Origin of the sequence: Vibrio sp. SCSIO 43140, from assembly GCF_023716585.1 — a bacterium.
Classification (GTDB): Bacteria; Pseudomonadota; Gammaproteobacteria; order Enterobacterales; family Vibrionaceae; genus Vibrio; species Vibrio maritimus_B.
The window spans coordinates 2,697,655-2,720,785 of record NZ_CP071850.1; the positions used below are offsets into that span (position 1 = coordinate 2,697,655).

Sequence of the window (23,131 nt, forward strand, 5' to 3'; positions counted from 1 at the left end):
TCGGGGCTGCAACTAAACAGTCAGGTGTACTATGAGGATTTACGAACTCTCAAGTACCACTCAGACAGCAATCTGACTTGTTTCTCGGTGTAACCTTTCTCCATCATGCGATTGACGAAATCATCGTGTTTGCGTTGGTCTTCAGACGACGTTTTCGCATTGAACGAGATAACAGGAAGAAGCTCTTCTGTGTTCGAGAACATTTTCTTCTCGATAACGGTGCGAAGCTTCTCGTAGCTGGTCCAAACAGGGTTTGAGCCATTGTTGTTAGCGCGTGCACGCAGCACGAAGTTTACAATCTCATTACGGAAGTCTTTCGGGTTGCTGATACCAGCGGTCTTCTCAATTTTTTCCAGTTCTTCATTGAGCGATGCACGGTCAAATAGCTGGCCAGTCTCTGGATCACGATACTCTTGGTCTTGGATCCAGAAATCGGCGTACGTGACATAGCGGTCAAAGATGTTCTGGCCGTACTCAGAGTAAGACTCTAAATACGCAGTCTGGATTTCTTTACCAATGAACTCAACGTAGCGAGGAACTAGGTAGCCCTTCAAGAACTCAAGGTACTTCTCCCCAACTTCTTGAGGGAACTGCTCACGTTCAATCTGCTGTTCGATGACGTAGAACAGGTGAACCGGGTTCGCTGCCACTTCAGTTTGGTCGAAGTTAAACACGCGAGATAGGATCTTGAACGCGAAACGGGTAGATAGACCTGACATGCCCTCATCGACACCTGCGTAGTCACGGTATTCTTGATAGCTCTTCGCTTTAGGATCGGTGTCTTTCAGTGTTTCACCATCATAAACGCGCATCTTCGAGAAGAGTGATGAGTTTTCTGGTTCTTTCAAGCGCGATAGAACACTAAATTGACCGAGTAATTCCAGCGTACTTGGTGAGCAAGGTGCTTTAGATAACTCACTGTTTTCAAGGAGCTTCTGGTAGATCTTCACTTCTTCTGAAACACGCAAGCAATATGGCACCTTCACAATGTAAACACGGTCTAGGAAGGCTTCGTTGTTTTTGTTGTTTCGGAATGTCTGCCACTCTGATTCATTCGAGTGCGCGAGGATCATGCCATCAAACGGCAGTGCAGAAAGACCTTCAGTACCGTTATAGTTACCTTCTTGGGTCGCAGTAAGTAGTGGGTGAAGGACCTTGATCGGCGCTTTAAACATCTCAACGAATTCCATCAAGCCTTGGTTAGCTCGACATAGTGCACCAGAGTAGCTGTAGGCATCTGGGTCGTCTTGAGAGTAGTGTTCTAATTGACGAATATCGACTTTACCTACCAATGCAGAAATGTCTTGGTTGTTTTCATCGCCTGGCTCAGTCTTAGCGATAGCGACTTGGTCAAGAATCGATGGTCTTACTTTAACGACTTTAAATTTGGTAATGTCACCACCGAACTCATGAAGGCGTTTCGCTGCCCATGGCGACATGATTGAGCGTAGGTAGCGTTTTTCGATACCATATTCGCTCTTAAGAAGATCGCCATCTTCGTTTACGTCGAACAGACAGAACGGGTGATCGCTCACTGGACTGCGCTCACCGTTAGCGGAAAGCACATAAATAGGCATCTTCTGCATCAAAGCTTTGAGCTTTTCAGCGAGAGAAGATTTACCACCACCAACAGGACCAAGTAGATACAGGATCTGTTTGCGTTCTTCTAGTCCTTGAGCGGCGTGTTTTAGGTAAGAAACGATTTGTTCGATGGCATCTTCCATGCCGTAGAAGTCTTCGAACGTTTTGTAGCGAGAGATAATACGGTTTGAGAAAATACGACTCAAGCGCGGATCCTGTGCGGTGTCGATGACTTCCGGCTCGCCAATAGCGAGTAGAAGACGCTCGGCGGCGTTGGCATAGGCACTTTTATCGTCTTTACATAGAGCTAAGAATTCCTGGATTGATAACTCTTCATCTTTTGCGGCTTCATAACGCGTTTGATAATGATCGAAAATACTCATAGCTGATTCCCCTTAACCTGCAAAGCTGACTGTCAACACATATACAATGCGACTCCATGTCAATTTAAAGACTAGTAGGGTTTTCAGATTAATGCTTAACAATTATGCATTTATTTACAAAGTCCCTTTGTGATAGCAGGAAAAATCACCCTAGTCTCACTAATAGTACGTAAGTCCTAACTATGGGAGATGACCGTGCAATGAGAAAAAAAATCTCAAAAAAATACCCGCTCAAATTGGCGGGCATTCTTCATAAAATACGACTACAGCCGTTTCAAAAACGTCTTAAGCGTTAAAAATCTGGCGGAATTCTGCACTTGATAGGTGATATTGACGTGGGCAGTTTCTCCAGGTAACCAGCATGCGACGATATTTGTCTAGCATTGGAACATGGCTATTGAAGTGGTGGTCACCCTTGTCGAACTGAGGGTACAGACCTTCTGAGTCCACTAGGAAGCGAACATAGTTCACTAACTGTGCTTCAGTTGCGATATCAAAGCCCAAGAACTGTAGACGGCGCTGATCGACGTCTTTACGGTCTTCTTCAGACAGCATTTTGTTTGATTCTTGCATCGCGTGATACATTTCCATGATGTCGATAACTTCGCGACACTCATCTTCTACAAGGCAACCGAACTCTTTGTTCATCTCACGCATTTGTAGCTCGTAGCCACGTTCTACGATGGTCTGAAGACGCTGGTATTTCGCCGCGTTTTCTGGCGTTAATTTCGCCATCAGGTAGTACTGGTTAGATAGGATTAGACGTTGAGCGTTTGTCATTTCCATGTTGAGAGCCTCACTAAATACTTTCTAATAAGTTTATGTATGAATACGAATTATCGACAGATTAACAGTATATGTATGACTTATAACATGATCTCAACACATATTTATGACAAAAAACGCGCCTTCTAGCGCGTTTTTTTCGTGTCAAAGCTTTACAGATTGCAAGCTCTAGTATTTCACCGTATCCGTGTATTGAAGCAAGATGCTCTGGATTTCATCCATCACTTCTTTCTTCGGTGGCTCAACGCCTTCAAGCGGATAATCAAAGCCTAGTGCTTCCCATTTGTGAGCACCAAGTTTGTGGTACGGAAGCAGTTCAACTTTCTCGATGTTATCCATATCTTTGATGAATTCACCTAACATGTGAGCCGCTTCTGGATCGTCAGTATAACCAGGGACAACGACGTAGCGAATCCAGGTTTTTTGACCGATTTTATGCAGGTAACGTGCAAAGTCGAGAACGCGACGGTTAGAAACGCCGATGAAGTCTTGGTGGATTTCATCTTTCATGTGTTTAAGATCAAGCATCACCAGATCGGTGGCTTCCAGCACTTCGTCTACTACGTCAGTATGCTTGCGAATGTAGCCGTTAGTATCAAGACAAGTGTGGATGCCTTCTGCCTGAGCTGCTCTAAAAAAGTCACGAACAAATTCTGGTTGAAGCATTGCTTCACCACCAGAGCAAGTCACACCACCGCCAGACGCATTCATGAAGTGGCGGTAAGATTTCGCCTCTTTGATTAGCTCATCGACATTGATTTCTTTGCCGTCATGCGTATCCCAAGTATCGCGGTTGTGGCAATACTGGCAGCGCATAAGACAGCCTTGCATAAAGACAATAAAACGAATACCCGGTCCATCGACGGTACCGCAAGATTCGAATGAGTGAATGCGACCTGTTGTTGACATATGCTCTTCTCTACTAACTTATTTTTACCCGTCATTTTATTACAAAACCACACCCTACGACAGGAAAAGTGGACTCCCATTCATAGTCTGTATCGATCACTAAACGGCTTCTGTTGCTCATGAGGTAATAATGTTATAGCGTTGTTAATTATATTATTAGTAAGTGGTACATAGATTGCTAGTTTGCTTAGTCTAGACCAAATTTATTGGTTGTGATTGTCGCAGTTTGTTTGGTCGATAGACCAACACGCTTGTCGCTATAAGGGGAAAACATGGAAGTTGCTTTATCACAAAAACAAAAAACCTTATTTTCGATGCTCACTCTGTGGTCAGGGTTCATCATTTTGGTGCTGTTTATCTTTAATTCACTTGCTAGCCTGAACGAGAAATTTACCAGTAGCAGCGGAATGAACAAGGCCAGTGCTCACCTTGCATCTACTCAAGTTCTATTGATGGATACGGTCAATCGTCGTACCACACTTTCCGCTGATGGAATGGACGCGTTTGAAAACAGTATGGATGAGCTAGAAACCAGTGCTGAGCAAGATCTGGCGGTACTGCACAGTGCGGGTTTAATGATCGAGAGCGATTCAATCTCAGCAGCACTTGAGTCATTTATCTTTAACTTGAGTCCTTGGTTAACCTTAAAATCAGAACTCGGTTTTTCTGTTAACGATGGCCTGCTCGAGCAGCTTCAAGAAAACAACGTTAAGATCGATGCCGCTATTAAAGAAACGGGTATGGTGACATTGACGTCGGACTTTCAGAAAGTTGTGACCAGCTTACAAGAGTATCTTATCGACCCGAATGAACAGAATGAGAAGGGTTTTAAGCGAGCTTTGGCAGGGTTTGTTAATGCGTCAAATTCCTATGCCATGCTTGAACTGTATGAGAAAGAAGTGAAAGCATTAGAGCTTGGTTTCGCGCGAGTCGTTGAGCTGTCTGGGACATTAGTCGGTCTTGAGAACAAGCTGGACCAGGCGCAAGCCACAACGCTTGCAGCATTCGACAATGCAGCGCTAGCGCTCAATCAACAAGCACAGGCCTTAAATCAAGACGCGAGCCAAGTTTCAAGCATGACCCAAATCTCAGTGGGTATTGCTTGTGCGCTTTTGGCACTCTTTACTACCGCGATTTTCCTGACGATGAATGTCTCTTTGGCTCGTTCATTGAAGCAGACATTGAATGCGCTAAAACAAGTTGAGAAGGGTGACTTATCGACTCGACTTCCTGTTAGCAACAATACCCGCGACGAATTTAATCAATTGAAGAAGGCGATTAATGTCAGCTGCGAAAACCTCGGTACCTTGGTTGATGGTGTTAAGGTGAACAGCCAGCAATTATCAAACAACTCGGGTGAGTTAGATACGGGCATCAATCAATTGCGTCAGCATCAGAGCCAAGTTATAGAGCAAACTCAACTGCTCGCCTCAGCCACCGAAGAGGTCAGTGTCACGACACAAGAAATCTCAGGGTCGCTGGAATATGTGGCAAGCATTAGTAAAACCTCGGCAGACTCAGCGCAAGCGGGCGGCGAGATTATCGTAGATACCATTGCCTCTTTTGAGAAAGTGGGCGCGATTCTAGAAGATGCTGCAACCCATATTGAGCAGCTAGAGCAAGCATCGCAAAAGATTGACTCCGTGATGGAAATCATCAATGGCATTGCAGAGCAGACCAATTTGCTGGCATTAAATGCTGCTATCGAAGCGGCACGAGCTGGAGAGCAAGGGCGAGGCTTTGCCGTGGTTGCGGATGAAGTACGAAGCCTTGCGGTAAGAACGGTTCAGGCCGTGGAAGAGATATCTGGCACTATCGATACCATGAAGCAAGAGAGTACGCAGGTGATACAGTTTATTGCTCAGTCTGATTCGTCAATGCAATCCGGACGAGAGCAGGGCAATCAAGCGAAAGCGGCGCTCGAAGAGATCATGAACAAAGCGCAAGAGGCAAGTTCACAGACAGAGGTGATTTTTGCCTCAGTGAAAGAGCTAGCCACGACCTCTCAATCAATGGCGAGCAACATGGCGCAAATTAATGAGTCTATGGGAGAGCTAGAGATAAGCAGCCAGAGCTTAAAACAAACCAGTGATGGCGTGGATAAGCGTTCGACTGAGCTTTATCAAGAATGTGAAAGGTTTAAAACGGCATAGCTAGGAAGAACAAACCGGTAGATAACAAAACAGGCACTTTAGAGTGCCTGTTTCGTTTTTAAAAGAAGGCAAACAATGAAATGCCCCCGTTTCCGTACACGTTTCTCGGTGCTTCTTTATATTCGGCCGACTTGGTGCCAGCAAAGAGGTTGATCCCCACATAAGCGTTGTACCATGTCGCGCCTAAGACCGCTTCACCCTGAATCGGCTGAAGGGTGACATCATAAGCATCGCTTGGCTCTGGTATGCCGGGGCGATCGCCCTCTATAGTGATGTCATTAAATCGATAGCGTGCTTTAACGCCAAAGTAAGTAAACCAGCCTTGATTCGACGCGCCAATCATACCGGCTTTAAACGGGTTCTCTGTGCCGATGTTTGCTGAACCGAAGTTGCCGCCTAACTCAGAGCCAAATCGAAACATCATCCCGGTAGAGACATCACTTCTAAAGTTGCCTAAGTTTGCCTCAGTGACATTAGAAACCTCCCAACCGGTGTTGCCAAACAAAGGCTCTCGCTGCAAATTGAGATGTGTTAGGTAACCGACACTGCCAACAACTTTATCTTCTATTTGATACGCCCAGCCTTTGGGGTCGGCTGACCCGACAATTGAATGAACCAACTGCTGCGCTTTATCTGCAAAAGACCCTTCGCCAGTACTCCCCAACGTCACATTAAATCGCTGTGCTTGCTGTGGGTGCAAGCTAATGTAATTTAGCTCACCGTGAAAATAGCCGGCGTAAGGGCGGTCGTTGGCGATTGGGACTTCAGCTTCAATATCAGAGGGCGTCCACATCTTATGACCGAGTTGGAATTCAACCTTGTCGAGCGAAGACGCTCCCCAATAAGAGAGACTTAGTGGTCTGAAAATCGTCCAAGGCGTGATGGCACCACTCGTGTAGGAGAGGAAGATTCCGTTCGTGTAGTCTTCGTCGGTACCCCAAATACCGTCATTATCCAGTGAAAAGGAGAGGGTGGAACGCTCTGAAGCGAAGGCACAACTGCTGGCGATAAGCAGAGGTATTACAAATGGGATCTTCATTTTATATCAACTCTCTTCAAATACGGCTAGTAGAGATGTTTTCAGTTAAGACGAGTTTGACACGTTTGAGAAGGGCAAGTCAGTGATCAATGAGCGATAAAGTATCTGCAATGTAGGGAAATTGTAAATAATCCTTAACCAATGAGAATCTTCTGCTCGCATTTTGTACAGCCATAAAAAAACCTCGCCGAAGCGAGGTTTTTATCTAAATCAGTATAATTCTAGATTATAGAGATTCAGTGAACGTACGTGCGATTACGTCAGCTTGTTGCTCTGCAGTTAGAGAGTTAAAGCGAACAGCGTAACCAGATACACGGATTGTTAGCTGAGGGTATTTCTCAGGGTGCTTAACTGCGTCTTCTAGAGTTTCGCGGTTAAGAACGTTCACGTTTAGGTGTTGACCACCTTCGATGCCAGTTTCGTGGTGGAAGTAACCATCCATTAGGCCAGCAAGGTTAGAACGTTGTGAATCTTCTTCTTTACCTAGTGCGTTTGGTACGATAGAGAAGGTGTAAGAGATACCATCTTTAGCGTCAGCAAACGGTAGTTTACCTACAGAAGTAAGAGAAGCTACAGCACCTTTCTCATCGCGACCGTGCATTGGGTTTGCACCTGGAGCGAATGGAGCACCTGCTTTACGACCGTCTGGTGTAGTACCAGTCTTCTTACCGTATACCACGTTTGAAGTGATAGTCAGGATAGACTGTGTAGGTACTGCATCACGGTAAGTCTTAAGCTTACGGATCTTGTTCATGAAGATAGTAACAAGTTCACAAGCCATATCATCAACGCGAGCGTCGTTGTTACCAAATTTCGGGTAGTCGCCAGAGATGTCGAAGTCGATCGCGATGCCGTCTTCGTCACGGATTGGCTTAACTGTACCGTATTTGATTGCAGATAGAGAGTCAGCTGCAACAGATAGACCAGCGATACCACAAGCCATTGTACGACGTACGTCACGGTCATGTAGAGCCATAAGCGCTGCTTCGTAGCTGTACTTGTCGTGAGAGTAGTGGATTGCGTTTAGCGCAGTCACGTACTGTTTAGCTAGCCAATCCATGAAGTTGTCTAGACCAGCCCAAACTTTGTCGAAGTCTAGAACTTCGTCAGTCATTGCTTCAGTCTTAGGACCAACTTGGATCTTAAGCTTCTCATCTACACCGCCGTTGATAACGTAAAGTAGAGTCTTAGCTAGGTTTGCACGAGCGCCGAAGAACTGCATGTGCTTACCGATAACCATTGGAGATACACAACAAGCGATAGCGTAGTCATCGTTGTTGAAATCTGGACGCATTAGGTCATCGTTCTCGTACTGGATAGAAGAAGTATCGATAGATACCTTCGCACAGAACTTCTTGAAGCCGTCAGGTAGCTGCTCAGACCAAAGTACAGTGATGTTTGGCTCTGGAGAAGGACCCATAGTGTATAGCGTGTTTAGGAAACGGAAGTTTGTACGCGTAACAAGCGTACGACCGTCAACACCCATACCACCCATAGATTCTGTTGCCCAGATTGGGTCGCCAGAGAATAGCTCATCGTACTCAGGAGTACGTAGGAAGCGAACCATACGTAGCTTCATTACGAAGTGGTCGATCATTTCCTGAGCTTGTTCTTCAGTGATGATGCCAGCAGCGATATCACGCTCAACGTACACGTCTAGGAAAGTAGAAGTACGACCTAGAGACATAGCCGCGCCGTTTTGAGATTTAACAGCAGCTAGGTAACCGAAGTAAGTCCACTGGATTGCTTCTTGTGCAGTAGTCGCAGGACCAGAAATGTCGAAGCCGTAAGAAGCTGCCATTTCTTTTAGTTGACCTAGCGCGCGGTGTTGCTCTTGAAGCTCTTCGCGCAGCTGCATAGTCATTTGTAGATCGTCGCCAGCTTCTAGTTTCTCTTGAGTAGAGTGGAACTGAGCAACTTTGTCCTTCATTAGGAAGTCTACACCGTACAGTGCTACACGACGGTAGTCACCGATGATACGACCACGACCGTATGCATCTGGAAGACCAGTCAGAACACCAGACTTACGACATTTTAGGATGTCTGGAGAGTAAACATCGAAAACACCTTGGTTGTGTGTTTTACGGTACTCTGAGTAGATTTTAGAAACTTGTGGGTCAAGCGTACGGCCGTATGCTTTACAAGAACCTTCGATCATGCGCACGCCGCCGTTAGGCATGATTGCACGCTTAAGAGGCGCTTCAGTTTGTAGACCAACGATTGTTTCTAGGTCTTTGTTGATGTAGCCCGCATCATGTGAAGTGATGGTAGAGATAACAGAAGTATCGAAATCAACAGGAGCGTGAGTGCTGTTTTCCTGCTTGATACCTTCCATTACTTTAGCCCAAAGCGTGTTAGTCGCTTCAGTACCTTCAGAAACTAGGAAAGACTCGTCGCCTTCATAAGGAGTGTAGTTCTTCTGAATGAAGTCACGTACGTTTACTTCGTTTTGCCAGTCACCTGCAGCAAAACCTTCCCAAGCTTTAGCAAATTGCTCTGCCATGACATACCTACCTTTTTAGTAGAAAAAACACGTACTGTGCGTCTTATACGCATGCTCCTCGGAGGAAGAGCCAGTACCATTGAATAAAAATATCGTATAACCACTTATGGTTAGTATGGTTATAGATATTGTCATTCCTGACGTTAAAATCAAGCCTACACTAAAAATAAATTGTAAAACTTAAACTAAATCAATAAATCTTAAAAAAGTGTGATAAAAATTTGGGCAGTGAATGTCACTGCCCAAATAATCAACTAGGTATTATAGGAAAGCTGGGATTCCATACTGTCCTTCAAGCATACCTACAGCGAGCATCGCTACTAGGCAGACTACGAATACGCCAACTGGGATGACAATCTTATCTACAAAAGATAGACGAGAAGCACGCTCTTTGTCACCAATTAGACCATTATTGTCTAAGAACATAGTCAGAGCCCAAGCAAGTACTGGGTTCGCTACTACTGATGCAAAGATACAGATACCTGCAGCTTGTGAATCTTTTGTCTCTTTAACCATCTGCATACCCGCTTCAAGTAGAGGAAGGAATACACCTACCAGAAGAGCAACGCGCATTACTGGTGGCCATACCGCAACATCCATTGGGAAGCCAAGAATAGCAACGATGATACATAGAGAACCAAGTAGAATCGCACCCGCTGGGATAGGACGCTTAGCGATTGCAGCTGGGATCATGTACGTACCCCAAGAAGATGTGATGTTACCACCACCAACTGCAGTACCAACCATCTGACGTACAGAACACATAGTCATAGTGTCATCTACGTCCATCAGAACTTTTTCAGTCTTACGTGGGTAGTTCAGCTCTTGGAAGATACGGTGACCAAGGAAGTCTGGAGACCACATCGCAACCGCTAGGATTGCAAACGGTAGAGAAGCAATGAAGTGTTGAAGATTAGGAAGACCAAGCATCCAACCTTGCTCTGTGCTGCCCCACCAGTAAACTGGGTTTAGGTTTGGAAGACCCATTTCAGTTTCGAACGTTAAGTCGAAACCAGCGCCTAGACCAAGAGCCAGAAGAAGACCCGTTACCGCACACACTGGGATAGCCAACCAACGCATGTTGATCTTCGCTAGGTAAGCATAAACCGCGATGTTGATACCAAGTACAACTAGACCAACGTAGCCCATGCTGCCTGCTTCAACGTTTGCAGATTGTAGACCTACTGCCCACTCTTGAATCGAGCCAATTTGGCTCATGGTGCCAGTAAAGCCTAGGAATATTAAGAGACCGCCCGCGGTACCTTGAGAGGTGAGGTTTACCAGCTTAGAGCCACCTTTAAAGTAACTTAGCAATAGACCGAATACACCAAGAAGGATGGCAAGAGCAAGAGGGTGAGCACCTGCAAGCGCGATAGAACCGATAAGTGGGATCATCGGGCCGTGGTTACCGGCAAGGTTAGCTCTAGGGTTGATGAAACCAGATGCAAGAACACAGAATAGAAGCGCTGGGATAAGCATTTCTACACGCGCTACCTCGATAGCAAACTCTTTACCAAGGTTTACGTGATCCCAAGCAGCGGTTAGACCGTCTGCCCATGACATCATTACCGCTGAGTACATTGCGATAATGCCGATAGTACCAGCAAGAGCAGGTACCAAATCTTCTAGTTCAAAACGGAAGTCGCGACCCGGTAGGTTTAAACCATAGCGGCGCGGTTTCATGATTTGAAGTTCGTGGTCTAGGTATTCAGAGCGGCTGGCAAACTCAGATGCTGGACGGTGAAGCTCTTGATAGCTCTTAGTCTCGATATCCGAATCAGAATGCGCTTTGTTAACTGCGTCTGACATAGATTCCTCATATATATAAAAGTTAGTCGTTTGGCTTGATATACGAACTGAAGTCACCGATTGCCTCGGCTAGGAGGTGCACGTGGTTAACGTGCTAAGGATAGACAACATTCTAAAAATCGGGTGAATAATTCGTGCTATATCAATGCAGCCGAGTCTAACAAGCAACAGTAAGACCTTGATTGATCTTGATCACTTTAAGAAAAATTGTGAAAGAAAACTACAACAGTTGTTTGAAATAGCGCACTTTATTAACAATCGCCGTAACTGACTTTCAGTAATTAAAACTACATTCCAATTACATTCAGAAGTTGAATCCACATTTTGAATGGGAGTCAAAAAACTTGGCTTAGAGTTTGCAACATCTTCATCAATTGAGAGAGAGTGGCAACACTTTGCCGCCAGGACATGAATTAGGAATGTAACAATGAAAAAAGCAGTAATGTTGCCACTAGTAGCAGCAATTTCAGGTGCCATGATTGGTTGTGGTGGCGGCGGTGGTGGCGGTAGTTCTACTCCGCCTCCGGCATCTACTGTTTACAAATGGCAAATTGTAGATCTATACAGCGTTGAAAGATCCAAGGTTTCAAGTGGCTGCGCTATATTTGCAAACGATGAGACTATTGATGGCAATGTTATTGCAGCCCGCGTAGCGGATAGAAACTTCAGAATTCTATTCCATGATGAGAATGGACGTGTTGAGACAGAGAAAACGATTGAAGATATCCCAAGTACTGGCATCGTATCTATAAAGAAAGACAGTATTACGGAAAATGGGTATGTCGCTCTTGAAGAGTTAAGTGGTCTAGTGTCAGGCGAACGCGAGTCATACATTTTTGGGGTTCAGAAACCACTTATGCAAAATTTAACGGTTGCGATTCGAAGTGAGCAACCTAGTAGCAACAGTTGCTATCGCGGAGAGTGGGCTCTAGAAGATAACTCAAATACAGATGCTGTTGTGGCGGTAGCTGCGACAGGATCAGGAGCAACGCACTATCAAACTAGCGCATCTTCAAATAGAACTGCCGTAGGAACCAACGCGATTGATCTACAGGTAGTTTCTGGCTTGCCTGCATTGGAGAGCAAGCTTGTGACGGCATACTCACCAACAGGAAGTAAGCTAAGCAATTTGACACATTACGGCATTTTAAGTAGCTCTGACGTATACGATAAAACAATGCCACCAAGCCCGAAACCTATCAGGGAACTGACAAGTACTGATGTTGTTAAATATTCTTTAACTAACAGCAATGTCGTTTTGAATGATGAGAGTAGAGTGAATGTAGTTCTCGACAACGAAATCTACTCATGGCAACCAATTAGTGATCAAGTTACGGATTTTTCGTATGTGGCGACAGAGTCTCGCCTGAGCAACTGGGCTGCTGAGATTTTCGGTAAGACGACTTCCGATTGGAGTTACGTGGGTATGTACCCAGTTTCCGCCGAAAGCATTACTATCTCCACTCCAAACGTCACTGACTTTACAGGTACTTCGATCGCTAACTGCAGCGGTTGGTATTGTGTTAACTCCTCATCTTATGTTGCTACTGACTTCTCTTACCAGAGAACAGCAATTAGAACCAAGACGGACGAAAACAAGAACTTCTATCAATCAATTTATAGCCTGCCTAGCAACAACCAAGTTATTTTGGAAAGCGCCAGTGAAGTTGTCAGCCCAGCTCTTAATACAACAGATGTCGTTGAGATTGGCCTGATGCAAGTTTCTACTAAGAAAAATACAGATGCTGAGTATGCTGCTTATCTGATGAAAAACTCTTTGGATATGCAGGACAATGTTAATGTAGGAAATGAAAGCTTTTCAGATTTTAACGGCAGAGTTGTCTTGCCTACGGCTGCTTTAAAAGAAGACATTTCTCTAATGAGTAGTCGCTATTCGTTCGTCACTGACAAAAACAACTAGTCTTTATCGTTATCGAAAAGCCTCTCATGTTCTGCATGAGGGGCTTTTTTGATCTAACTATCAAAAAACTCAACTAGCCCATTATATTTGCTAATGACCTATAAGTTGGTCTTATTCACTGATAAGTCATCTTCAACCAGAAGATCTAACTAAAATAGAGCCTGCTCTCGTAACAAAGATGCAATAAAGAGCACTAAAGAACAAAAAATCACCAATGACTAAATGTGCAGCATTCAGTAAAGTTTATTCACATTTTACAGCGATAAAAACTTCAAATTGCATAATTTGTCAGATACAATGCCTGCGTAGTCAACAAAAACAGGTTAATAGTTTGTTGCAAGTTATACATTCTAGTGCTAGCTTGTATCGAACAAATAAAAGGTCGGAGTACCTTTTGCCTATCAAATAGGCTTAGCAGTCAATAATATACAGGGAGCACAAGCGCATGAATGATGTACCCGCGCTGGACATAAAAGAGCTGCACAAGACCTTTGGTCAAAATGAAGTTTTGAAGGGAATTTCCCTCGCTGCACACAAAGGTGATGTCATCTCAATTATTGGCTCATCTGGTTCTGGTAAAAGTACCTTTCTACGTTGTATCAACCTACTAGAAACGCCTACTGAGGGTGAAATTTGGGTCAATGGTGAATTGATCGAAATGAAGAAAAACCGTCAGGGTGAATCACTTCCTGCCAATGAAAAGCAAGTTCAACGAATCCGTTCTCGTTTAGCAATGGTTTTTCAAGGGTTTAATCTTTGGTCGCACATGACGGTTCTAGAGAACATCATTGAAGCACCGATCCACGTTCTTGGCGTGCCGAAGGCGCAGGCTATCGAAAATGCAGAGCTTCTACTTAAGAAGGTGGGCTTGTACGAGCGTCGTGATTACTACCCAGGACACTTGTCCGGTGGTCAGCAGCAACGTGCTGCTATTGCGCGAGCGCTGGCGGTTGAGCCTGAAGTGATGCTATTCGATGAACCAACATCTGCACTCGACCCTGAGTTGGTGGGTGAAGTTCTCGGCGTCATGCAAGATCTGGCCGAAGAGGGCAGAACGATGCTGGTGGTAACCCATGAAATGGCGTTTGCTCGTGATGTTTCTAACCACGTCATGTTCTTGCACCAAGGCCGAGTAGAAGAGCAGGGCGATCCTGCAAAACTGTTCACTAACCCAGAATCAGAACGTTTACAGCAATTTATCTCATCTATCTACTAATATAGTGGGTGGCTATCTGGGGTTTCGACCTTAGAAATCTAAAAACACAACATTCAAAAAAACAAAAAATTTCAATCACAGGAGTATGGAAATGAAAAAGTGGTTAATGGTAGCAGCACTTGCTGCAACAGCGGCAACTGGAGTAGCACAAGCTAAGGAATGGAAGACAGTGCGCTTTGGTATTGAAGGTGCATACCCTCCATTTAGTTGGACAGAGGCCGACGGTTCTCTAAAAGGTTTCGACGTTGATATGGCGAACGCTCTTTGTGAAGAGCTAAAAGCGAAATGTGTGATCGTTCCTCAAGACTGGGATGGCATCATTCCTTCTCTTCTAGCGCGTAAATACGATGCAATCATCGCTGCGATGTCTATCACTGAAGAGCGTAAGAAGAAAGTTGACTTCACTGGTAAGTACGCTCAAATCCCTAACAAATTCATCGCTAAGAAAGGCGCAGGTCTAGACTTCGACAACCTAAGCGGTGCGAAGATCGGTGTACAACGTGCGACTACTCACGACAAATACCTAACTGATAACTACGGCGATCAAGTAGAAATCGTACGTTACGGTTCTTTCGACGAAGCTTACCTTGACCTAGCAAACGGTCGTATCGCAGCAGTACTTGGTGATGCATCAGCTCTAGAAGAGGGTGTGATCAACAAAGACGGTGGCGATGCATACGAGTTCGTTGGTCCTTCTCTAACTGATGCGAAATGGTTCGGTGAAGGTATGGGTATTGCGGTACGCAAGCAAGACAAAGACCTAACGAAGCAACTTGACGCTGCAATCACTTCACTGCGTGCAAGTGGCAAGTACGACGAAATTGCGTCTAAGTACTTCAACTACGACGTTTACGGTCAATAATCTGATCGCTGAATGAAAACACGAGGGCTTGAGCTAGTCTCAAGCCCTTTTTACTAAAAGGCGGGTCACAGGTCTTTTGGTAAGACTGACCAACAATTTTGCTGTGCTGTTGGAAGGAACTATGCTCGATTTACAAGGATATGAAGCCTCAATTCTCAAAGGGGCCGTACTCACTATAGAAGTGGCGGTGTTATCACTGATCCTCGCTATGGTGCTTGGTATGTTAGGTGCGCTTGCAAAATTAGCACCCTACAAATGGGCTCGCGCGATTGCGACCCTCTATACGACTATCATTCGAGGCATTCCAGACCTCGTGCTCATGATGCTGATCTTTTTCGGCGGACAGATTCTTCTCAACAACAGTTTGTACGCGACAAACGAGTGGTTGAATGAGTGGTTTGCTTCGAGCAACCCAAATCACGAATGGACTTCTTACCTTCCAGACTACATTGATGTATCGCCATTTATTGCTGGTGTACTGACAATTGGTTTCATCTTCGGTGCATACATGGCAGAGACTTTCCGTGGTGCGATCATGGCCGTGGATAAGGGTGAAATGGAAGCGGCAAAAGCTTATGGTATGAGCTCAACGTTAGCGTTTCGTCGAATCTTGCTTCCGCAAATGATTCGTCATGCTCTTCCAGGGTTTGGTAACAACTGGTTGGTACTGCTTAAAACAACTGCACTAGTGTCAATTATTGGCTTGGAAGATATGGTACGTGTGAGCTCTCTGGCCGCAGGTACGACTAAGATGCCATTTACCTTTTACATGGCGGTGTCCATTATCTTCTTAATCTTCACCAGTGTTTCAACCGGTTTACTTAAGCTTGTTGAACGCAAATTCAGTATTCATGTGAGGTAAGCTATGGATTTTTCGTTAATTATAGATAGCTTACCCATCTACTTCGATGGCTTGTGGACGACGATGTGGTTAGTCGCGACCGCTCTAATTATTGGTCTGTGTGTAGCGATACCACTAGCAGTTGCTCGTAATAGCACCAATTACCTGTTTAGTTTACCGTCGTGGGGCTTTATCTACTTTTTCCGCGGCACACCGTTGCTGGTACAGCTGTACCTTATTTACTACGGTATGGATCAGTTTTTCCCAGTTAAAGATACATTGTGGGAAAACGCTTGGTTCTGTGCATTAGTGGCGTTTGTTCTCAATACCTCAGCGTATACCGCAGAGATCATACGCGGCGCGATTAACGGATTACCAAAAGGTGAAGTTGAAGCGGCAAAAGCATTTGGCATGAGCACATGGAAAACCTATCGTCGCATCATACTTCCTTCTGCGCTTAGAAGAGCACTACCAGCTTACAGTAATGAAGTAATTTTCATGCTTCATGGCTCTGCTGTAGCGGGGATTGTCACCATTATGGATTTGACCGGTGCTGCGCGACTCGTGAACTCGCGATATTACGCACCTTTCGAGTCATTCCTAGCGGCAGGTCTGTTCTACATGGCACTGACATTCATAATACTGTGGTGCTTCAAGAAAGCCGAGAAGCGGTTCCTTGCTTATCTAAGGCCATTAAACGGATAAAACAAACCCCCTCCAACGCGAGGGGGTTTTTCGTTGTAGCAATGAAAACGAGCCAATCATGGCTCCATTGAGAGTGTGTAATCACATATAAATAGAGCAGTAATTTGGAAGCTCTTGGCCACGTCGCTTAGCTAGCTGGCAGTTACGCCTATCATTGTGCTCGCCTGCGTTACTGTTTAGCGTCGGTGGTGTGATGATAGTACTGTCAAAGGTATCGCTGCTAGCGTTTGCAGTACCCATTGCGAAAACAAGGCTCATCGCGCCTATAAATAATTTCACTTTCATTCGACATCCTCTCAAATCAATTAAGCCTCGAAAAGGCTACTTAAAATCTAGCTCACGAAAACCGAGCCGTCTAGTTTGACCATTTCCATAACTTTTAGCCAGCCTTGTATACGAGTATCCCGCTCGAAACCGATCATTTAAAGCTGAATTAAATGAAGCTGGGAAATAAAAACGCAATGGAATTAAGTCAAAATGGCCATATAAAAGCGAATCAAAAAATATAAACAGCCCAAATTTTGTTCGAAAGATCACATTGTTTATATTTTTTTAATCCAATAATTATTCGCTATTTTAACTAGTGATGAATTTCCAAAAAATCACCATGCTTATTTATTGTTGATTATTTGACCTTATGTTAAAAAATTCTGTAGATGTGTCTGTTTATAACATAATGAACGGGTATGTTACTATGATGTTATATGTCAATTGTAGGGATTTTGGTGGGATTTATCGCCAAATAGATGTAAAAATCGTCGTTTTCATACCAAATGTTAACTTTTGGCTAGTGTTATTCATCTGTCGCTTTTATTGTCTGCTGTCTTGTATAATTATTCACTTTTGCTGTGTTTTGTATGACTATTGTTCTAGCCAGTTTCATATTGACCTAAAAAAACATAAAAATTAGTATTTCATTGCGGTCCAGGGTTGGACCACAATGGATTGATAATTAATAAAGTGAATTATATGAAAAAGACATTATTGGCAGTGGTATTGCCGACTCTATTTGTTACAGGTGCAAACGCAGCAGAAATATTCAAATCTGAAGAAGGTTCTGCAGAATTCTATGGTCAGATTCGTACTGAATTAACAAGTGTTAATGATTCAGAAACTGACACACGTACTACGAACCTAAATACATCTGGTTCTCGTGGTGGTATCAACGCTAAATACAACGTTAGCGATGATCTATACGTTCACGGTCTAGTTGAATTTGGTCTACCAGGCAACGGTGAAGTTGCAGGTCGTCTCCACTACGCAGGTTTCGGCGGTGACTGGGGTAAAGTATCTCTAGGTCGTCAATACACCACTCAGGATGATTTCTACGGTGCAGATTTCTCTTACTGGTTTGGCGGCTCAGGTATTCGTTACCTAGCGAGTGCTTCGTTCAAACACGACAACTACATTAAGTACGCGTTTGACGGTGAAAACTTCTCTATCGGCGCAGGTTACGGCCTAGATGAGAATAACTCAGCGCCAAGCACAGCCCAGCTTTTTGGTAGCGCAAACTTTGGTGACTTTGACTTTATTCTAGGTGGTGCAACGGACAAAGACGAAGAGTCTGGCGTTGGTAAACTAGAATCAACAGCATACACTGGTTCTGTAGGTTATACGTTTGAGAAATCTTATGTTCAAGCAACTTACTACAACGCTGAGTACAAAAACCAAGTACTAAAAATCAAAGAAGACGCGTTCAGCGTAGCGGCTAACTACGATATCCAAGACAATGCTACTATTTATGCTGGTTTTGAATACGTTAAGCACGATGCACTTGATGAGCTTCTTGCAATCGGTGTAACGAACGCATCTGACAACAGTAAAAACCTATACGCTGGTATCGTATATCACCTAAACAGCTGGTCTCGTATCTGGATTGAAGGTCAATACGCTGACGGTACAACGCTAGGTGGTTACTCTAAGGGCGCTGACAAAGAATTTGAAGCACAAATCGTTGATGGTGACTTCAATGGTGCGGTTGGTTTCCGCGTATACTGGTAATAAACCAGCAATAAGTCTTTAAATCTCATATTTAATAAGAAGGCCGACACTGTCCGGCCTTCTTTCTATTTATTGAAAACCAATTAATTCGAAAGAATAAATTGGCTATTAATTGAACGTTGACCAAATCGGAGCGTGATCAGAAGGCTTTTCAATACCGCGCAGTTCATAATCAACATCAGATTCAATGCATTTTTCCGCAAGCTTAGGCGTCGCCAAAATAACATCAATACGTAGTCCGCGGTTATCGTCAAAGCCACGAGAGCGATAATCAAACCACGAGAATTTGTCGTCGACATCTGGGTGAAGTTGACGGAAGGTGTCAACGAAGCCCCAATCGAGTAGCGTTTTTAACCACTCGCGTTCTTCAGGTTGGAATGAACATTTACCTGTTTTCAGCCAGCGTTTACGGTTTGGCTCACCGATACCGATGTCTAAGTCGATAGGGCTGATGTTGATGTCACCCATGACAATGACTTGCTCATCATTGGTATGGTGCTCGTTAAGGTACGTCATCAAGTCTTGGTAGAACTCACGCTTGTAAGGGTACTTAGTCTCGTGGGCGATATTGTCACCTTGAGGGAAGTAGCCGTTAAGCACCGTCACCTTTTCGCCGTTGTCATCTTCAAACGTCGCCATGATCATTCGCTTCTGATGGTCTTCATTGTCGGTGGGAAAACCTTTTTGAACTGAGATAGGTTCTTTCTTGCAAAGCATGGCTACACCGTAGTGCGCCTTTTGACCATGGAAGTAGACTTTGTAGCCCATCTCTTCGACGGCTTCGACCGGGAAGGCTTCATCGTGAACTTTGATTTCTTGTAGACCAATGACATCCGGTTGATGCTTGTCGATAAGAGCTTGTAGTTGATGCAGACGCGCACGCAGACCATTGATATTAAAGCTGATGACTTTCATTTCTCACTAATCCTGTGATTTTTAAAATCGAAAGCAAAATACTAGCACTGTGTCTCAATTACATCCATCTATAACCCCAAGTTAGGGCAGATCTGGGTTGAGCGAAAGATGTAAAAATGATGTAATAAAACGCTCAATAATTACGACTTCTGGTCGATACAAAAACAATATGTGCTCTCTGTTTGCTAAAAGGATGTACTATGCGAACTCTCTCCGTGCAGTGGAAAATCACGGTACTGGCAGGCTGCTGCTTGCTGTTTACCTCTATCGCTTTAATAGGCTTTTCTCTTTATAACGCCGTCAATAGCCAGCAATCTATACAAGCGATGAGCTCTCAATCGGTTTCCGAAAAATCACAGTCGCTTTTAGAAGCTCAGGCTGAGATTAACGCTCGTGAAGTCAAAGCCTACTTTGATGAAGCGGTGTACCGTGCCGAGATGCTAATAGCCAACGCTAAGTTTCAGAAATACAACGCTGAAGAGAACTTCCTGCCAAGTGAAGACTTGCGTTTAGCGCTGGATGAAATGATGCGCCAAGCGGTGATTCAGTTTCCTTCGATTCAAGGTGCCTATCTGGTATTCAAGCCAAACATGCTTGATGGCGAAGATGGTAACTACCAAGGCGCTGATTACGTTGGCTCCAATGAGCAAGGGCAGTTTGCGACCTACTGGCAAATGTCTGCAACAGGCGAGAACGCAGTGAGAACTGTGTTATCTAAATCAATGCAAGATGCGATGGAAAACGGCGAACGTTTCTATTGCCCACTTGCGACTGAATCAGCCTGTGTGAGCACACCACGCCTCAGTCAGGTCGGTGAAGTTCAGCATCTCACGTCTTCACTCTCTATTCCTATCGAAGTCGACAGCATCATTATTGGTTTCTTGGGGATTGACCTACAGCTTACTGGACTTGCCAAAACGGTAATGGACTCTGACTCAAGCCTATTCAGTGGTGACGGTCATGTGAACATCATCAGTTTGGATGAGAGCGTTATCGCCAGTGACGATACCAGCGTTCTTGCTGGCTCTCGTTACCAAAGCAAAGTTCTCTCTCAAGACCAAATTACCGATCTCATGTTCGGAGAAGAAGCAGCAACGCTTTGGAGTGCGGACAATCAGTGGTTAACCGTGTTTAACCCCGTTAAGATCGCCAACCAGACCTGGGGTGTGTTCTTTGATATGCCGCGCGAAAGCGTGTTGAGTGATGCGATCACTTTAGATCGAATCATTTCACAACAGTTAAGCGACGGTATTGTATTCGAGATTATCGTTGGCTCCGGCTTTGTTGTGGTCGGTCTTATCATTATTAGTGTGATGTCATCACGCCTAGTGAAGCCAATTCGAGAAGTGGTAACCCGACTTGAAGATATTGCTAGCGGTGAAGGTGACCTTACCCAGCGTCTAGATGTGAAGTCGAAAGATGAAATCGGACAGCTTGCTGAGCAGTTTAACGCCTTCTTGAGTAAGTTGCAGACCACCATTCAGCAAGTTGCTAAGACCACAGAACAAATTAGTGGCACTGCAGAATCTGCTAGCCGCACTGCAATGGCGACTCGCGAAAGCAGCGAAGCACAGTTTAGAGAAGTGGACTTAGTCGCAACAGCCTCTGAAGAGATGACGCAAACAGCATCTCTCGTTGTGCAAAACGCGGAGGTTGCGGTAGAGGCTGCCTCTTCTGCGAACGAATCCGCGAGCCACGGTCAAGAGGTTGCGGAGCTGTCAGCTCACGAGATGGTTCGCTTGGTTGAACAGATGAAGATGACGGTACCTGTCGTTGAAGAACTGGCACAGAACAACGCAAACATCACAGAGATCTTGTCGGTAATTGAAGGGATCTCCGAGCAAACTAACTTACTCGCTCTTAATGCGGCGATTGAAGCGGCTCGAGCGGGTGAGCAAGGTCGAGGTTTTGCCGTGGTTGCTGATGAGGTTCGAAGTCTAGCAAGTCGCACCCAAGATTCTGTAGGAGAGATCCAGCAGGTAATTGAGCGAGTGCAAAAAGGCACCGCAGATGTTGTCGCCGCCATGCAAGAAAGCTCTAACCTAGCGGATTCGACAGCAGACCATGTTCAACAAGCCGTCGCTGCGCTGAGCCGAATTTTCGAGTCCATCTCAGCCATTAATGATATGAACTCTCAGATTGTTAAGGCAGCAGAAGAGCAGCAATCAGTGTCTTCGGAAGTGAATCAAAATGTCAGCAATATTCGAGATTTGAGTGCGAAGATCCTCGAAAATGCCGGTGACGCAGAGAAAGTAGGGCAGGAGATCAATGCGCTATCTAATACGCAGCAAACACTGATGAATCAATTCAAAGTCTAACGCTGGTTAAAGCCTAGGTTGAATATAAAAACGCGCTTCAATTTGGAGCGCGTTTTTCTTTGGTAATTATGTACTTCGGTAATAGCAGTATCGCTTATTGCTGAGCAGGTTAGGTAAAGCGTGAGACGGTTTGATAGCCCAAAAAAAGAACTGAGCGCATTCGGTTGAAGGCACTCAGTTCGTTGTTTTTATCAGCTATGTATCGACGTTATTCGCTATCGCCAGAGGCGTGACCAAACATCTTAGCCGCGTACTCTACGCGTTCTTCTGGGCTTGGATACTCGAACGGGTTTGGTTCACCCAGTGATTCGATGTGTTGAAGCCTTGGTAGCAGGCCACAGCCATTTGCGATTTGAATCGCTAGGCCAGGACGAGCATTCAACTCAAGTACCATCGGACCTTCCTCTCTATCGAGAACCATGTCGGTCCCCATGTAGCCAAGACCTGTCATTTCATAGGCGCTTGAAGCAAGAGTGAGTAGTCGTTTCCAGTGCGGTACAGCCAGAGTAGCGAGCTCTTTGCCTGTATCTGGGTGAAGCGTGACCGGACGGTCAAATTGGACCGCTCGAACCGCTTTGCCGGTTGCAATATCGATCCCGACACCGACTGCACCTTGGTGAAGGTTTGCTTTACCATCAGATGCAGAGGTCGATAGACGCATCATCGCCATGACAGGGTAGCCTTGGAATACGATAATACGAACATCTGGCACACCTTCGAAACTAAAGCCGTCAAAACAGTCGTCGAACTTAATCAAGTTTTCTACGACGGCAACATCGTTCTTACCACCAAGAGAAAACAGACCTGCCAGCGTGTTACTGATGTGGCGCTCAACGTCTTCTTTATTGATGGTTGCCCCAGATGGTTTGGTGTACACGCCATCTTTGTGGCTAACCACAACAAGGATGCCTTTACCGCCACTGCCTTGAGCAGGCTTAATCACAAATCCTGGCCAGTCTTTGACCATGTTATGGATACGCTTCGCTTCCGCCTGATTACTGACGACGCCGATAAGGGCTGGCGTGGTTGCGCCAGCTTTCTCAGCAATGATCTTGGTCTTTAGTTTGTCATCCACAAGTGGATACTTTGAGCGGTCGTTGTACTTACCAATGTAACCATGGTTACGTTGGTTCATACCCATAATACCGCGCTCACGAAGTTTAAAAGGACTGGTTAGCTTTCCAAGCAT

The 23,131-nt window shown here is 44.9% G+C and carries 17 protein-coding genes; 8 read left to right on the forward strand and 9 right to left on the reverse strand.

The window, feature by feature from the left end:
- Positions 1 to 29 precede the first annotated feature (29 nt).
- From J4N45_RS13000 to pflA, 3 genes are all read right to left on the reverse strand, one after another.
- Positions 30 to 1,964 (reverse strand): PrkA family serine protein kinase, encoded by a 1,935-nt coding sequence (locus tag J4N45_RS13000; RefSeq protein ID WP_042501888.1) that lies wholly within the window; start codon positions 1,962 to 1,964, stop codon positions 30 to 32.
- Positions 1,965 to 2,249: 285 nt separating this feature from the next.
- Positions 2,250 to 2,750, reverse strand: a complete 501-nt coding sequence (locus tag J4N45_RS13005; RefSeq protein WP_042471957.1) for a YfbU family protein — start codon at positions 2,748 to 2,750, stop codon at positions 2,250 to 2,252.
- Positions 2,751 to 2,918: 168 nt separating this feature from the next.
- Positions 2,919 to 3,659: a pyruvate formate lyase 1-activating protein gene (pflA, locus tag J4N45_RS13010; protein ID WP_042471961.1), complete on the reverse strand. Its 741-nt coding sequence runs from the start codon at positions 3,657 to 3,659 to the stop codon at positions 2,919 to 2,921.
- A gap of 272 nt (positions 3,660 to 3,931) precedes the next feature.
- Between pflA and J4N45_RS13015 the strand changes: the two genes are divergently transcribed.
- Entirely contained in the window at positions 3,932 to 5,812 is a 1,881-nt protein-coding gene (locus tag J4N45_RS13015) for a methyl-accepting chemotaxis protein (protein WP_252011700.1), read from the forward strand.
- 58 nt (positions 5,813 to 5,870) lie between these two features.
- On the opposite strand, the gene J4N45_RS13020 is transcribed toward J4N45_RS13015, so the two are convergent.
- The 3 genes from J4N45_RS13020 to J4N45_RS13030 form a co-directional block, all read right to left on the reverse strand.
- Positions 5,871 to 6,851 carry a lipid A deacylase LpxR family protein gene (locus J4N45_RS13020; RefSeq protein WP_252011702.1) on the reverse strand — a complete coding sequence of 327 codons (981 nt, stop codon included), beginning with the start codon at positions 6,849 to 6,851 and terminating at the stop codon, positions 5,871 to 5,873.
- 226 nt (positions 6,852 to 7,077) lie between these two features.
- Positions 7,078 to 9,354, reverse strand: coding sequence for a formate C-acetyltransferase (gene pflB / locus J4N45_RS13025; RefSeq protein WP_252011704.1), 2,277 nt, complete (start codon positions 9,352 to 9,354; stop codon positions 7,078 to 7,080).
- 261 nt (positions 9,355 to 9,615) lie between these two features.
- The gene (locus tag J4N45_RS13030) at positions 9,616 to 11,163 is read right to left on the reverse strand and encodes a DUF3360 family protein (RefSeq protein WP_252011706.1); all 1,548 of its coding nucleotides are present in this window, start codon (positions 11,161 to 11,163) and stop codon (positions 9,616 to 9,618) included.
- A 427-nt stretch (positions 11,164 to 11,590) separates the two neighbouring features.
- On the opposite strand from J4N45_RS13030, the gene J4N45_RS13035 reads away from it, so the two are divergent.
- The 5 genes from J4N45_RS13035 to J4N45_RS13055 all read left to right on the forward strand — a co-directional run bounded on the left by J4N45_RS13035 (position 11,591) and on the right by J4N45_RS13055 (position 16,708).
- On the forward strand, positions 11,591 to 13,084 hold the full coding sequence (locus J4N45_RS13035) for a hypothetical protein (RefSeq protein ID WP_252011708.1): 1,494 nt from the start codon (positions 11,591 to 11,593) through the stop codon (positions 13,082 to 13,084).
- 445 nt (positions 13,085 to 13,529) lie between these two features.
- Positions 13,530 to 14,300, forward strand: a complete 771-nt coding sequence (locus J4N45_RS13040) for an ABC transporter ATP-binding protein (protein ID WP_234495581.1) — start codon at positions 13,530 to 13,532, stop codon at positions 14,298 to 14,300.
- Between the two features lie 91 nt (positions 14,301 to 14,391).
- Positions 14,392 to 15,162 (forward strand): L-arginine-binding protein AotJ, encoded by a 771-nt coding sequence (aotJ, locus tag J4N45_RS13045; RefSeq protein WP_252011711.1) that lies wholly within the window; start codon positions 14,392 to 14,394, stop codon positions 15,160 to 15,162.
- 121 nt (positions 15,163 to 15,283) lie between these two features.
- Entirely contained in the window at positions 15,284 to 16,024 is a 741-nt protein-coding gene (locus J4N45_RS13050; RefSeq protein ID WP_042471976.1) for an ABC transporter permease, read from the forward strand.
- 3 nt (positions 16,025 to 16,027) lie between these two features.
- Entirely contained in the window at positions 16,028 to 16,708 is a 681-nt protein-coding gene (locus J4N45_RS13055; RefSeq protein WP_042471980.1) for an ABC transporter permease, read from the forward strand.
- 81 nt (positions 16,709 to 16,789) lie between these two features.
- On the opposite strand, the gene J4N45_RS13060 is transcribed toward J4N45_RS13055, so the two are convergent.
- A complete protein-coding gene (locus J4N45_RS13060; RefSeq protein ID WP_042471982.1) occupies positions 16,790 to 16,993 on the reverse strand; it encodes a hypothetical protein in 204 nt (67 codons plus the stop codon).
- A 684-nt stretch (positions 16,994 to 17,677) separates the two neighbouring features.
- Here J4N45_RS13060 and J4N45_RS13065 point away from each other — a divergent pair.
- Positions 17,678 to 18,709 (forward strand): porin, encoded by a 1,032-nt coding sequence (locus J4N45_RS13065; RefSeq protein WP_252011713.1) that lies wholly within the window; start codon positions 17,678 to 17,680, stop codon positions 18,707 to 18,709.
- Between the two features lie 108 nt (positions 18,710 to 18,817).
- On the opposite strand, the gene xthA is transcribed toward J4N45_RS13065, so the two are convergent.
- The gene (gene xthA, locus J4N45_RS13070; protein WP_252011715.1) at positions 18,818 to 19,624 is read right to left on the reverse strand and encodes an exodeoxyribonuclease III; all 807 of its coding nucleotides are present in this window, start codon (positions 19,622 to 19,624) and stop codon (positions 18,818 to 18,820) included.
- A gap of 200 nt (positions 19,625 to 19,824) precedes the next feature.
- Between xthA and J4N45_RS13075 the strand changes: the two genes are divergently transcribed.
- Positions 19,825 to 21,942 (forward strand): methyl-accepting chemotaxis protein, encoded by a 2,118-nt coding sequence (locus J4N45_RS13075; protein ID WP_252011717.1) that lies wholly within the window; start codon positions 19,825 to 19,827, stop codon positions 21,940 to 21,942.
- Positions 21,943 to 22,150: 208 nt separating this feature from the next.
- On the opposite strand, the gene J4N45_RS13080 is transcribed toward J4N45_RS13075, so the two are convergent.
- Positions 22,151 to 23,131, reverse strand: a complete 981-nt coding sequence (locus tag J4N45_RS13080; RefSeq protein WP_252011719.1) for an alpha-L-glutamate ligase-like protein — start codon at positions 23,129 to 23,131, stop codon at positions 22,151 to 22,153.